The organism is Pseudomonas sp. UBA5568 (genome assembly GCF_002425525.1).
Classification (GTDB): Bacteria; Pseudomonadota; Gammaproteobacteria; order Pseudomonadales; family Pseudomonadaceae; genus Aquipseudomonas; species Aquipseudomonas fulva.
Map to the genome: position 1 here is coordinate 1 of NZ_DIMK01000033.1, position 12,532 is coordinate 12,532.

Annotated in this window: 16 protein-coding genes; 7 read left to right on the forward strand and 9 right to left on the reverse strand. The window is 63.6% G+C overall.

What is annotated here, in order from left to right; all coding sequences use genetic code 11:
- From rluB to B2S33_RS10790, 5 genes are all read right to left on the reverse strand, one after another.
- Positions 1 to 855: 23S rRNA pseudouridine(2605) synthase RluB (gene rluB / locus B2S33_RS10770; RefSeq protein WP_288650255.1), on the reverse strand; the 855-nt coding region annotated here is incomplete at its 3' end.
- A gap of 193 nt (positions 856 to 1,048) precedes the next feature.
- Positions 1,049 to 1,825 carry an SMC-Scp complex subunit ScpB gene (gene scpB / locus B2S33_RS10775; protein ID WP_027915905.1) on the reverse strand — a complete coding sequence of 259 codons (777 nt, stop codon included), beginning with the start codon at positions 1,823 to 1,825 and terminating at the stop codon, positions 1,049 to 1,051.
- Positions 1,812 to 2,537, reverse strand: a complete 726-nt coding sequence (locus tag B2S33_RS10780; RefSeq protein WP_288650277.1) for a segregation and condensation protein A — start codon at positions 2,535 to 2,537, stop codon at positions 1,812 to 1,814. Before B2S33_RS10780 ends, scpB begins: the two co-directional genes overlap by 14 nt.
- Before the next feature lie 125 nt (positions 2,538 to 2,662).
- Positions 2,663 to 3,292 carry an L-threonylcarbamoyladenylate synthase gene (locus B2S33_RS10785; RefSeq protein WP_104926725.1) on the reverse strand — a complete coding sequence of 210 codons (630 nt, stop codon included), beginning with the start codon at positions 3,290 to 3,292 and terminating at the stop codon, positions 2,663 to 2,665.
- 13 nt (positions 3,293 to 3,305) lie between these two features.
- Complete coding sequence (locus B2S33_RS10790) at positions 3,306 to 4,166, reverse strand: PHP domain-containing protein (RefSeq protein WP_288650258.1); 861 nt, start codon at positions 4,164 to 4,166, stop codon at positions 3,306 to 3,308.
- A gap of 67 nt (positions 4,167 to 4,233) precedes the next feature.
- On the opposite strand from B2S33_RS10790, the gene B2S33_RS10795 reads away from it, so the two are divergent.
- The 5 genes from B2S33_RS10795 (at position 4,234) to B2S33_RS10815 (ending at position 7,884) form a co-directional block, all read left to right on the forward strand.
- Positions 4,234 to 4,827: a septation protein A gene (locus tag B2S33_RS10795; protein ID WP_288650259.1), complete on the forward strand. Its 594-nt coding sequence runs from the start codon at positions 4,234 to 4,236 to the stop codon at positions 4,825 to 4,827.
- 1 nt (position 4,828) lies between these two features.
- The gene (locus B2S33_RS10800; protein ID WP_027915900.1) at positions 4,829 to 5,128 is read left to right on the forward strand and encodes a YciI family protein; all 300 of its coding nucleotides are present in this window, start codon (positions 4,829 to 4,831) and stop codon (positions 5,126 to 5,128) included.
- Between the two features lie 117 nt (positions 5,129 to 5,245).
- On the forward strand, positions 5,246 to 5,923 hold the full coding sequence (locus B2S33_RS10805; RefSeq protein ID WP_288650261.1) for a response regulator transcription factor: 678 nt from the start codon (positions 5,246 to 5,248) through the stop codon (positions 5,921 to 5,923).
- Between the two features lie 134 nt (positions 5,924 to 6,057).
- Positions 6,058 to 6,474 (forward strand): Spy/CpxP family protein refolding chaperone, encoded by a 417-nt coding sequence (locus B2S33_RS10810; protein ID WP_027915898.1) that lies wholly within the window; start codon positions 6,058 to 6,060, stop codon positions 6,472 to 6,474.
- 75 nt (positions 6,475 to 6,549) lie between these two features.
- Positions 6,550 to 7,884 (forward strand): sensor histidine kinase, encoded by a 1,335-nt coding sequence (locus B2S33_RS10815; RefSeq protein WP_088523390.1) that lies wholly within the window; start codon positions 6,550 to 6,552, stop codon positions 7,882 to 7,884.
- A 61-nt stretch (positions 7,885 to 7,945) separates the two neighbouring features.
- On the opposite strand, the gene B2S33_RS10820 is transcribed toward B2S33_RS10815, so the two are convergent.
- Entirely contained in the window at positions 7,946 to 8,506 is a 561-nt protein-coding gene (locus B2S33_RS10820; RefSeq protein WP_027915896.1) for a nitroreductase family protein, read from the reverse strand.
- Between the two features lie 167 nt (positions 8,507 to 8,673).
- Between B2S33_RS10820 and B2S33_RS10825 the strand changes: the two genes are divergently transcribed.
- Positions 8,674 to 10,128, forward strand: a complete 1,455-nt coding sequence (locus tag B2S33_RS10825) for a TrkH family potassium uptake protein (protein ID WP_027915895.1) — start codon at positions 8,674 to 8,676, stop codon at positions 10,126 to 10,128.
- On the opposite strand, the gene B2S33_RS10830 is transcribed toward B2S33_RS10825, so the two are convergent.
- Positions 10,085 to 11,146 carry an AraC family transcriptional regulator gene (locus tag B2S33_RS10830; RefSeq protein WP_104926434.1) on the reverse strand — a complete coding sequence of 354 codons (1,062 nt, stop codon included), beginning with the start codon at positions 11,144 to 11,146 and terminating at the stop codon, positions 10,085 to 10,087. The two genes, B2S33_RS10825 and B2S33_RS10830, sit on opposite strands and share 44 nt — an antisense overlap.
- A gap of 153 nt (positions 11,147 to 11,299) precedes the next feature.
- Here B2S33_RS10830 and B2S33_RS10835 point away from each other — a divergent pair, with 153 nt between their 5' ends.
- Positions 11,300 to 11,611, forward strand: a complete 312-nt coding sequence (locus B2S33_RS10835; RefSeq protein WP_028688034.1) for a DUF962 domain-containing protein — start codon at positions 11,300 to 11,302, stop codon at positions 11,609 to 11,611.
- Positions 11,612 to 11,656: 45 nt separating this feature from the next.
- Here B2S33_RS10835 and B2S33_RS10840 read toward each other — a convergent pair whose 3' ends face one another.
- A complete protein-coding gene (locus B2S33_RS10840) occupies positions 11,657 to 11,938 on the reverse strand; it encodes a SelT/SelW/SelH family protein (protein WP_104926435.1) in 282 nt (93 codons plus the stop codon).
- 24 nt (positions 11,939 to 11,962) lie between these two features.
- Positions 11,963 to 12,400, reverse strand: a complete 438-nt coding sequence (locus B2S33_RS10845; protein WP_023533772.1) for a MarR family transcriptional regulator — start codon at positions 12,398 to 12,400, stop codon at positions 11,963 to 11,965.
- Positions 12,401 to 12,532 lie beyond the last annotated feature (132 nt).

Sequence of the window (12,532 nt, forward strand, 5' to 3'; positions counted from 1 at the left end):
GGGGCGGGACGATTTGCGCTGCAGACGCTCCATCTTGTCCTTGGCCTTGAGCTTCAAGGCCGGCAACGCCACGGGCTGCAAGCCCACCTCGGCCGCCAGGATGTCGATTTCACCCTGGGTCATTTCCCGCCAGCGGCCCATGGGCAAATCCGAGTTGAGGAACACCGGGCCAAAGCGCACACGCTTCAGGCGGCTGACCACCATGCCCTGCGACTCCCACAGGCGACGCACCTCACGGTTGCGGCCTTCCATCACCACGCAGTGGTACCAGTGGTTGAAGCCTTCGCCGCCTGGTGCCTTCTGGATGTCGGTGAACTTGGCGGGGCCGTCTTCGAGCATGACACCCGCCTTCAGGCGCTCGATCATCTCGTCATCCACTTCCCCACGTACGCGCACGGCATATTCGCGGTCCATTTCGTAGGACGGGTGCATCAGGCGGTTGGCCAGTTCACCGTCGGTGGTGAACAGCAGCAAGCCGGTGGTGTTGATGTCCAGACGGCCGATGTTGATCCAGCGACCTTCCTTGGGACGCGGCAGGCGATCGAACACGGTTGGGCGACCTTCCGGGTCATCGCGGGTGCAGATCTCGCCATCGGGCTTGTTGTACATGATCACCCGGCGCGTCGCCTCGGCCGCTTCTTCACGCTTGATCAGCTTGCCGTCGACGGCAATGGCGTCATGCAGGTCGACTCGCTGGCCAAGGGTGGCTGCAACGCCGTTGACCTTGATGCGGCCCTGGCTGATCCAGGCCTCGACGTCACGGCGCGAGCCCACGCCAATACGCGCGAGGACTTTCTGCAGCTTCTCGCCAACAGGTGGGGTGATCTGGGTATCTTGCAGGTCTTGCTCACTCATCTGGGCACCTCCCGGTGTAGGAATGAAAACAGGTTTCTGGCAACGAACGCGCCAAAAGGCCGCGCATCATACGTGGTTCGCCGCCTGAATGCATGGGAGGGTAGAAGCTTTTCCACCCTCTGCCACGACTTTCTGCCAGGCGGGCCCTGCTCGACGGCCTGGGCCATGGCCACAGCAGATCGAGTTGAGGCGATCAGGCCTGCTCGCTCGGCTCCCCCTCCAACGGCGTTTCGGCATCAGGGTCGTGCTGGAGCACATCGTCGAAATCGGTCTTGAGGCCCTGCTCCATGGCGTCGAGCTCCACGAGCAGGCTGCGAAAGCTGGTCTCGTCCTTGACCGGCTCAGCCTCCTCGTCCTCGCCCAGGCTGGCGTCGGCCAGGGCCTGCAGGTGCGCCGGTACCGGGGCATCGTCCGGGTCGAGCAAGGGCTCGGGTTCCATCTCGCGCAATTCGGCCAGCGCTGGCAGCTCATCCAGGCTGCGAAGGTTGAAATGGTCCAGGAATGCCTTGGTCGTGGCAAACAGAGCCGGCCGTCCGGGCACTTCCCGGTGGCCCACTACACGGATCCACTCGCGCTCGACCAACGTCTTGACGATGTTGCTATTGACCGCGACGCCACGCACGTCCTCGATTTCGCCACGGGTGATGGGCTGGCGGTAGGCAATCAGCGCCAGGGTCTCGAGCAGCGCCCGAGAATAGCGCTGCGGGCGCTCTTCCCACAGCCGGCCGACCCAAGGCGCGTAATCCTCGCGAATCTGCAGCCGATAACCGTTGGCCACCTCCTTGAGCTCGAACGCCCGACCGGCGCACGATTTGCCTAGCACTTCGAGTGCTCGCTTGAACGTCTTCGGCTCGGGCCGCTCGGGCTCCTCGAACAGCTCGTACAAGCGCTCAAGCGATTGAGGCTTGCCAGAGGCCAGCAGGAAGGCTTCGATCAACGGGGCCAGGTCGCGGGGGTCATTCAGGTTCATGGGCGTCTTCGGCAGGAGCAGGGCGTAACCGCACATGGATGGCGGCAAAGGCTTCATTTTGCACCAGTTCGACGAGGGTTTCCTTCACCAGCTCCAACACAGCCATGAACGTGACCACCACCCCCAGCTTGCCTTCATCGGGCGCGAACAGATCGATGAAGGGCACGAAACCACCGTCTTTCAAGCGTTCCAGCACCTGCCCCATGCGTTCCCGGGCCGACAGGGTCTCTCGGCTGATCTGGTGGCTTTCGAACAGGTCGTTGCGGCGCATCACTTCGGCCATGGACGCCAGCAGCTCCGGCAGGCTGACCTGCGGCAACAGCTTGCGTACCTTTGCCTGGGGCGCCTCCAGGCACGGCACGACCAGGTCACGACCGACCCTGGGCAACCCGTCCAGGCCTTCGGCGGCCGCCTTGAAGCGTTCATACTCCTGCAGACGTCGGATCAGCTCGGCGCGTGGGTCGCCCTCCTCCTCCTCGACCGTGACGCTGCGCGGCAGCAACATGCGCGACTTGATTTCGGCCAGCATGGCGGCCATCACCAAGTATTCGGCAGCCAGCTCAAGGCGCACGGTTTTCATCAACTCGACGTAGCCCATGTACTGGCGAGTGATTTCTGCCACCGGGATATCGAGGATATCGATGTTCTGCTTGCGAATCAGGTACAGCAGCAGGTCCAAAGGCCCTTCGAACGCTTCGAGAATGACCTCCAGGGCATCGGGGGGTATGTACAAGTCCAGCGGCAGCTCGGTCACGGCCTCGCCGTAGACCAGCGCGAGCTGCAACTGGCCTGGCAGCTCGGCCGGCTCGGCCGCTGCCTGGGCGAACGGCTCGGCGGTCACGCGTTGACCATGAACGGAGCAGGGTCGCCGCAGCCTTCGCGAATCAGTTCGGGTTCATCGCCTGACAGGTCGATGATGGTCGACGCCTTGAGGTCACCGTAGCCGCCATCGATGACCAGGTCGACATGGTGCTCCAGACGCTGGCGAATTTCGTAGGGGTCGGTCATGGGTTCGGCGTCGCCGGGCAGGATCAGGCTCACGCTCATCAAGGGCTCACCCAGCTCGGCAAGCAGTGCCAGGGTAATGGCATGGTCCGGCACGCGCAGGCCGATGGTGCGGCGTTTTTCATGCAACAACAGGCGCGGCACTTCGCGCGTGCCGTTGAGAATGAAGGTGTAGGGCCCCGGCACATGGGCCTTGAGCAGGCGGAAGGTGCCCGTATCGACCTTGGCGTACAAGCCCAACTGGGACATGTCGCAGCACATCAGGGTGAAATTGTGGGTCTTGTCCAGCCCGCGCAAACGGCGCACCCGCTCGATGGCCGACTTGTCACCGATCTGGCAACCCAGCGCATAGGCCGAGTCGGTGGGGTAGACCACTACCCCACCCTTGCGGATGATCTCGACCGCCTGGCGTATCAGTCGCGGCTGTGGGTTTTCCGGGTGAATCTGGAAAAATTGGCTCACGTCGTCGTCCTGTTCAAACCGGCAATGGCTGTTCATGGCTGAAACGGTGCCACACAGGTGGCAGGTCCTCGGGCAAAGGCCGATAGGCACCGATTTCGCCCCAGGTGCCGGGGCCGTGGAAGTCACTGCCGGCACTTGCCAGCAGCCCGAACTCACGGGTGAGGATGGACAGGGTGCCCACCTGCTCGGCCGGCATCATCCCATTGACCACTTCAAGCGCCTGCCCGCCTGCCTGAATATAGTCGGCAATCAGCCGCCTGCGCTTGCTGCGCGTCAGCTCGTAATGCATGGGATGCGCCAGGCTCACCCATGCGTTGGACTGGCGCAGGGTGGCAACGGTTTCCTCCAACGATGGCCAATGTTGCTTGACGTCACCGAGCTTGCCGGCACCGAGCCATTTGCGGAAGGCCTCGCCCCGGTCTTTGACGTGGCCGGCATGCACCAGGTAGTCGGCAAAATGTGGCCGGGCCGGGGCATTGCCACTGTCACCGAGCGCCTGCTGGATTTGCCGGGCACCTGCCAGCGTTCCTGGCATGCCCTTGGCTGCCAGGCGCTTGTCGATTTCCTCGGCACGCAACCAGCGGCCACGGTGCAGGGCCTCGATCGCCGCCAGCAAGGGCGGTGCATCTACGGGGAAGTTGTAACCGAGTATGTGGATGGTTGCGCCGCCCCAGGTACAGGACAGCTCGACGCCGCTGACCCATTGCATGCCGTGCTCGCGGCAGGCCTGGCGGGCTTCGGCCAGGCCTTCTAGGGTATCGTGGTCGGTGAGCGCCAGCGTACGCACCCCATGCTCGAAGGCCCGGGCGACCAGGACCGAAGGCGACAGGGCGCCGTCGGAGGCCGTGCTGTGACAGTGCAGATCAACATTCATGGAGTAGCGCTTTCGCTGGATTCGATGTTTGTTATTATGCCGTCACATCCCGGTTCTGGCTGCCATTGTGAAACAATTCATCGATTTCATCCCGCTGCTGCTGTTCTTCATCGTCTACAAACTGGACCCACGGCCCGTCGAGCTGGCCGGGCACAGCTTCGAATTCGGTGGTATCTACAGTGCCACTGCCATGCTGATCATCAGCTCGCTGGTGGTGTACGGCGCGTTGTTCCTGCGCCAGTGCAAGCTCGAGAAAGGCCAGTGGCTGACGCTGGTCGCCTGCCTGGTGTTTGGCGGCCTGACCCTGGCCTTTCACAGCGAAACCTTCCTCAAGTGGAAGGCGCCGGTGGTGAACTGGCTGTTCGCCCTGGCATTCGCCGGTAGCCACTTCATCGGCGACCGGGTACTGATCAAGCGCATCATGGGCCATGCGCTGACCTTGCCCGATGCCATCTGGGCCCGCCTGAACCTCGCCTGGATCGCGTTCTTTCTGTTCTGCGGCGCCGCCAACCTGTTCGTCGCCTTCACCTTCCCAGCGTTCTGGGTCGACTTCAAGGTGTTCGGCAGCCTGGGCATGACCGTGCTGTTCCTGGTGTCACAAGGGCTGTACCTGTCGCGCCACCTGCAAGATACCTCCTCTGCCTCCAAACCCAAGGACTGACATGCTCTACGCCATCATTGCCAGCGACGTCGCTAACTCCCTGGAAAAACGCCTGGCTGCGCGCCCGGCCCACATCGAGCGCCTTCAGCAGCTCAAGGCAGAAGGCCGGGTGGTACTGGCCGGCCCGCACCCGGCCATCGACAGCAACGACCCAGGCGAGGCAGGCTTCAGCGGCAGCCTGATCGTGGCCGAGTTCGATTCCCTGACCGCCGCCCAAGCCTGGGCCGATGCCGATCCCTACATCGCTGCCGGCGTCTACGACCAGGTCGTGGTCAAGCCCTTCAAGCAAGTGCTGCCTTGAAACACCTCGCCTAGAAGGCGTGCTTGGCATCGCCAGTTGGCAGCTGACCTCAAGACTGGGGTATCTTTCCGGCTGGCGGACCAACGCGGCGCCGTCAATGGTTGAATTGAGTGAGTCATGAGCGAGCTGTTACTGATTGATGACGACCAGGAGCTGTGCGAGCTGCTCAGCAGCTGGCTGACCCAGGAAGGGTTCACTGTGCGGGCCTGCCACGATGGCCAGGCTGCACGCCAGGCGTTGGCCGAACGTGCGCCAGCGGCCGTGGTACTGGATGTGATGCTGCCCGACGGTAGCGGTCTTGAACTGCTCAAGCGCCTGCGCAGCGAGCATGCCGACCTGCCCGTGGTGATGCTGTCGGCCCGCGGCGAGCCGCTGGACCGCATCCTGGGCCTTGAACTGGGCGCCGACGACTACCTGGCAAAGCCGTGCGACCCACGCGAGCTGACTGCGCGGCTGCGCGCCGTGTTGCGCCGCAGCCATCCAGCCCCGGCCACCAGCCAGCTGGAATTGGGCGACCTGGTCTACAGCCCTGCCCGCGGGGTGGCCAGCATCGACGGTCGCGAGCTGACCCTGACCCTGTCCGAGAGCCGCATTCTTGAAGCATTGCTGCGCCAACCGGGCGAGCCTCTGGAAAAACAGGCGCTGGCGCAGATCGGCCTTGGTCGCCGGCTGACGCTCTACGACCGCAGCCTGGACATGCACGTGAGCAACCTGCGCAAGAAGATCGGCCCGCACGCCGACGGCCGCCCCCGCATCATCGCCTTGCGCAGCCGCGGCTACTACTACTGCCTGTAGTACTTTCGTCAGTCTGATGCCAGGAAAGGGAACTGGCCTTTACGTTCCCTTTACCGTGCCCTGACCGCGCTTGACGATCATCTCCCTAGACTGTGCTCATCCGGTGATCGCCGGCCCATGACAGGAGAGACACCATGCGCAAGACCCTTACCGCCCTGCTGTTCGCCGCCGCACTGCCCACCGTTGCCATGGCCATGCCCGACGGCGGCCCGCGCCATGATGGCCCGCATCATCGCGGCGGCCCGGCCTTCCACGAACTGGACCTGAGCCGCGAACAGCGCGACCAGATCGGCAAGCTGATGGGCGATCAGATGAAGCAGCGCCACGACATCACCGAGCGTTACCTTGGCAAGCTGCCGGCGGCCGATCAGAAAGCCATGAAAGAAGAGATGCAGGCCAGCCGCGACAAGACCGACGCTGCGGTACGCAACCTGCTCAAGCCAGACCAGCAAAAGAAGTTCGACGAACTGCAAAAGGAACGCGCCGCCAAGAAAGCGGAGTGGCAGGAGTTCCAGGCCTGGAAAGCTGAAAAAGCCGGCAAGTCCCAGTAAGCTCCACTGTCAGCGCCCGCTGTGCGCCAGGTTCGCCTGGTGCACGGCGGGCTTTCATCGTTTGGGGAGGTCTACGTGCGTTCACTGTTCTGGCGCATCCTGGCCAGCTTCTGGCTCGCCATCGCTCTGGTAGCTGGGCTGTCGATATTGCTGGCGCACACGCTCAACCAGGACGCCTGGATTCTAAGCCGTCACCCGGGGCTGAACACGTTGGCCAGCCAATGGGCCAGGCACTACGAACAGGAAGGCCCGGACGCAGCGCAGCATTTTCTCGAAAGGCGCAAGGCGCGCTACAAGATCGACGTGCAAGTACTGGACGACAGCGGCGACGCTGTGGTGCCAGGCACCTTTCCCCGGCGCGCGGCTGCACTCGAAGCCAGGCAGCATAACGATGAGCGGCGCCTGCCGTGGCGCCGCCTGACCGAGGAATACACCAGCCCCGAGAGCAAGGCGTCCTACCTGCTGATCTACCGCATCCCTCACCCTGCCCTCGATGCCTGGCACCGCGAGAGCCTGCTCTGGCCGCTGAGCGCACTGGGCATCGCCCTGGTGGTGCTGACCCTGTTCAGCCTGTTCGTCACACTGTCCATTACCCGCCCCCTGAGCCGCTTGCGTGGCGCGGTGCACGACCTGGGGCAGAGTACCTACCAGCAGAACAGCCTGGCGCAACTGGCCGGCAGGCGCGACGAATTCGGCGTCCTGGCCAAGGATTTCAACAAGATGGGTGCTCGCTTGCAGAGCACCATCGCCAGCCAGCGCCAGTTGCTGCGCGATGTGTCCCACGAGCTGCGCTCTCCGCTGGCCCGTCTGCGCATCGCCCTGGCCCTGGCCGAACGTGCCGAGCCGCAGCAACGCCAGGCCTTGTGGCCGCGCCTGACCCGCGAATGCGATCGGCTGGAAGACCTGATCAGTGAGATTTTGACCCTGGCGCGCGTGGATGCCGACCAGGCCCATGCTGAAACGGTCGATCTCAACGCGCTACTGGGCAGCGTGCGCAAGGACGCGCAACTGACGGCACCCGAGCATGACGTGCGCCTCGAAGCGCAACCCGGGTTGACCTTGCAAGGTTGGCCGACCCTGATCGAGCGTGCGGTGGACAACCTGCTGCGCAATGCACTGCGCTTTACCCCCGCGGGTCAACCCGTGGAGCTGAGCGCCTGGCGCGAGGACGACGTGCTCAGGGTCTGCGTACGTGACCGAGGCCCCGGCGTGGCAGCTGAGCACCTGGCCCAGCTGGGCGAGCCGTTTTTCCGGGCGCCGGGGCAAAAAGCCCCTGGACACGGCCTTGGGCTGGCGATTGCCCGCAAGGCGGCAGAGCGCCACGGCGGCCGACTGATACTGGCAAACCATCCACAAGGCGGTTTTGTCGCAACCCTGGAGCTGCCGGTGGCAGAAGCACCTGGCAGCTAGCGCCACCACGCAGGTCTGCGCCAAGGCCAGCGGCTTGGGTCAAACGCGGCGGGCTGGGCGGTCAGTCGCCCCAGGCGCTGACGAAGTCGGCAGTGGCGAGCACAGGCGCCGTGCGAGGCTCGGTCATGGGCGTACCCACATACAGGAAGCCAAGCAGCTCCTCGTTTTCTGCCAAGCCCAGGCCTTCATGAACATGGGCATCGAAGGCCAGGTCTCCGGTACGCCATACGGCACCCACGCCCTGGGCGTGCGCGGCAATCAGTATGCCGTGGGCGGCGCACCCTGCTGCCAGTTGCTGCTCGAGCACTGGGACCTTGGGGTGCTGCTTGTGCAAATGGGCAATGACCACGATCAGCAAGGGCGCGCGTAGCGGCATGGCGCGGGCCTTGCTCAATGCCGCCTCACTGGCATCACCGCGCTTCTGAACCGCGCTGGCGAACAGTTCACCCAACCGCTCGCGTGCTTGGCCTTCGATGGTCAGAAAGCGCCACGGGCGTAGCTGACCGTGGTCCGGGGCCCGCAGCGCAGCCTGAAACAAGGCCTCACGCTGGGCATCGTTGGGCGCAGGGTCGGTCAGGCGCGGGACCGAAACCCGGTTGAGCAATGCGTCGAGAGCCTCCATCGGCTACCCTCCTGGAACATGAATGTGCGGCCATTCTCAAGGGCCCGGCCCCAGGCTGCAAGCCCGACCTCGTCCGAGACCTGCAGCATGAAGATGCAGCTTGGCCTTGAGCCTTTGCGCCCCACAGGTAGAATGGCGCCCTTCCGTTTCGAGCCCGAGCAGAACACATGGCGTTGCCGACCTTAAGGATCATTGGTTTCATCATCGGCATCTTCCTCATCACCCTCGCCGTGGGCATGGCTGTCCCCATGGCTACCTTGGTGATTTTCGAACGCACCAGCGACCTGCCGTCCTTTCTCTGGTCGAGCCTGATCACCTTCGTGGCGGGCCTGCTGCTGGTAGTGCCCGGCAGGCCGGAGCACGTGCATTTGCGTCCGCGTGACATGTACCTGCTGACGGTGTGTTCCTGGGTGGTGGTGTGCGTATTCGCTGCCCTGCCCTTTCTGCTTACGCAGCACATCAGCTACACCGATGCGTTTTTCGAAAGCATGTCGGGCATCACCGCCACTGGCGCTACCGTACTCAGCGGCCTGGACAGCATGTCGCCCGGCATCCTGATGTGGCGCTCGATGCTGCACTGGCTGGGCGGCATCGGCTTCATCGCCATGGCGGTGGCCATTCTTCCCCTGTTGCGCATCGGCGGCATGAGGCTGTTCCAGACCGAATCCTCGGACCGCTCCGAGAAGGTGATGCCGCGCTCGCACATGGTCGCCAAGTCCATCGTCGGGGTCTATGTCGGGTTTTCCATTTTCGGTGCCCTGGCGTTCTGGTGGGCCGGCATGAGCCCGTTCGATGCGATCAACCACGCCATGTCGGCGATCTCCACCGGCGGGTTCTCAACGTCCGACCAGTCCCTGGCCAAATGGGACATGCCCGCCGTGCACTGGGTGGCCGTGGTGGTGATGATCCTCGGCAGCCTGCCGTTCACCTTGTACGTGGCCACGTTGCGCGGCAACCGCGGGGCCCTGATACGTGATCAACAGGTGCAAGGCTTGCTGGGCATGCTGGTCGCGACCTGGGTGATACTGGGCACCTGGTACTGGTACACCACCAACCTGCACTGGCTCGATGCCTTGCGTCACGTCGCACTGAACGTGACCTCGGTCGTGACCACCACAGGGTTTGCGTTGGGTGACTACAGCCTGTGGGGCAATTTTTCGTTGATGCTGTTCTTCTACCTGGGATTCGTGGGCGGGTGCTCCGGCTCGACGGCCGGCGGCATCAAGATATTCCGGTTCCAGGTGGCCTACATCCTGCTCAAGGCCAACCTCAACCAGTTGATCCACCCCCGGGCGGTGATCAAGCAGAAGTACAACGGGCATCGCCTCGACGAAGAAATCGTACGCTCCATCCTCACGTTTTCCTTCTTCTTCGCCATCACCATCTGCGTGATGGCATTGCTGCTGTCATTGCTGGGGGTCGACTGGATGACCGCCCTTACCGGCGCGGCCGGGACGGTGTCCGGTGTGGGCCCCGGCCTTGGCGAAGTGATCGGGCCGTCCGGCAACTACGCCAAACTGCCCGACGCTGCAAAGTGGATCCTGGCCGGCGGCATGCTGCTGGGCCGGCTGGAAATCATCACCGTGCTGGTGTTGTGCATGCCGGCTTTCTGGCGTCACTGACGGCGTCGAGATCGGTGCCCAGGCGAGCCCGGTACTCGCTGGGTGTGACGCCAAACCAACGGCGAAAGGCCCGGTAGAAGTTGCTGGGGTCGGCGAAGCCAAGCAGGTAGGCGGTTTCCAGCAAGGTCATGTTGGGCTGGGCCAGGTACTGTTCGGCCAATTCGCGCCGGGTATCGTCAAGTAACGCCTGGAAGCTGGTGCCCTCATCCTGCAGCCGGCGCTGCAAGGTGCGCTGGGACAGGTGCAGTGCCTGTGCCAGGGTTTCACGCTTGGGCTCGCCCTGGGGCAGGATGCGGCACAGCACCTGACGCACCCGATGGGTCACCCGGCTCTCCGAGAAACGTGCCAGGTACTCACCGGCGAACCGATCGTGCAACACGGCCATGGCTTCGTTGGCCGTGGGCAGGGGTGCCTCCATGTCAGCCCGCTCGAACACCAGAGCATCGTGGGGGGCATTGAAGATCAACGGGGAATGAAAGGCTACCTTGTAGGGTTCCAGGTGCTTGGGCGGTGGCCCCTGTATCAGTACCCGCCGCGGCTGCACTGGCCGGCCGCTAAGCCATTTGCACAAGGACAGCGCACAGGCCAGCGACGCCTCGGCACTGTGCCGGGTGGGCGGCAAGTGGTCGCCGTGCACGGTCAGGATCAGCGAATAGCCTTCAGGGGTGAGGATGAAGCTCAAGTCAGAACTCTCGGCAATGATGCGCTGATAGCGCACCAGCCGTGCGAAGCCTTCGGCCAGGGTACGGCTGGACATCAGCGCGTAGCCCACCACATGAAAGGATGCAGGCCTGACCACGCGCGCCATGTTCAGGCCTATTGCTTCATTGCCCGACAGCTCAACCGCCAGTTGCCAGAGCCGGGTCATGGCGTCTTGGGGGAAGCGCGCATCCGGATCATCGAGAGCAGCGAAGTCCAGCCCCAGCTGCTTGAACATGGCCTGGCAATCGAGCCCTTCGAGCTCCAGCGCCTTGACGATCCCAGATGCCCAGCTGGCGGAGGTGGTTCTTTCGCTCATGGCACGCTTCTTATGCTGACCGCTCCTGCGGTGAACCCCAAGGATACTCAATTGGCGCCTATTGTCACTGGTACGCCTCGTCAGTGACTCTAGACTCGAATCAGGCTCCACGCCGTGTCTATCATTCGCCAGTCAACCTTCCGGAGCAGTGTCATGGACCGCACAGCGCAATTCCGAACCTTCGCCGAGTTCTATCCCTACTACCTCAGTGAGCACAGCAATCCCACGTGCCGCCGTCTGCACTTCGTGGGCACCAGCCTGGTCATTGCCCTGCTGGCCTATGCCATTGGTAGCGGCAAGTGGATGCTGCTGCTCGCCGTGCCCGTGGTCGGCTACGGCCTGGCCTGGGTCGGTCATTTCTTTTTCGAGAAGAATCGGCCAGCGACCTTTACCTATCCCTTCTACAGCCTGCTGGGGGATTTTGCGATGTTCAGGGACGTGCTACTGGGCAAGGTGCGCCTCTGACGCCAAAGGGCCAGACTGCCCGCGGTATCGACACGGCCAGGGCGGTCAGCGATCGTTGTGACCCAGGTCGCGCTGTGGATCGATCTGATCGCGTATGCGCTGCTTGAGCACCTTCGCTTCGGGGAAGCCGCCATCGGCCTTGCGCTCCCACACCTGCACGCCATCGCACGTGATGCGAAAGACGCCGCCGCTGCCCGGCTGCAAGGCCACCTGCCCCAGGTCCTGGCCAAACGTACTGAGTAGCTCCTGGGCCAGCCAGCCGGCACGCAACAGCCACTGGCACTGGGTGCAATAGGTGATGATGATTTCAGGCTTTGGCTCGGTCATGTGATACCCCTTGCAATCGATGGATCAGGGCTTTTCGAGGTTGCCCAGAATCTTGGCATGGACCCGCATGCAGACCTCAAGGTCTGCTTCGTCGACACCTGTGAAAAGCTCGATGCGTAGCTGATTGGCGATGGTCTCGATCTGCTCGATCAGGGGCTTGGCCGGGGGGCACAGCACGATCTTCTTGGCCCGCCGGTCTTCGACAACGGCCTGGCGGCGCACCAGCCCCTGCCCTTCGAGGCTGTCGAGCAACCGCGCCAGGGTCGGGCCCTCGACGCCGACGCTCTGGGCCAGTTCGCGCTGGGTGGGCGCCTCCTCGAACCGCGCCAGGTGCAGCAGCACCAGCCACCGCGCCTGCGACAGATTGAGGCCGGCCAGGCGGCGATCAAGCTCGGCACGCCAACCACGGGACATCTGGGCAAGCTGCATGCCGAAGCGGTGTTGATTGTCGGTCAGGGGCATAAAGCGACTCGTTGAACAGTTCTAATTGTTAGGCAGCTAATCATGCGCGGCGCGACGAGGCAAGCCGTCCGGTCGCGCTGCTGCAGGGGAAACATGCGCTGGCATGACACGGATCAGCAAACCGCTTGGGGC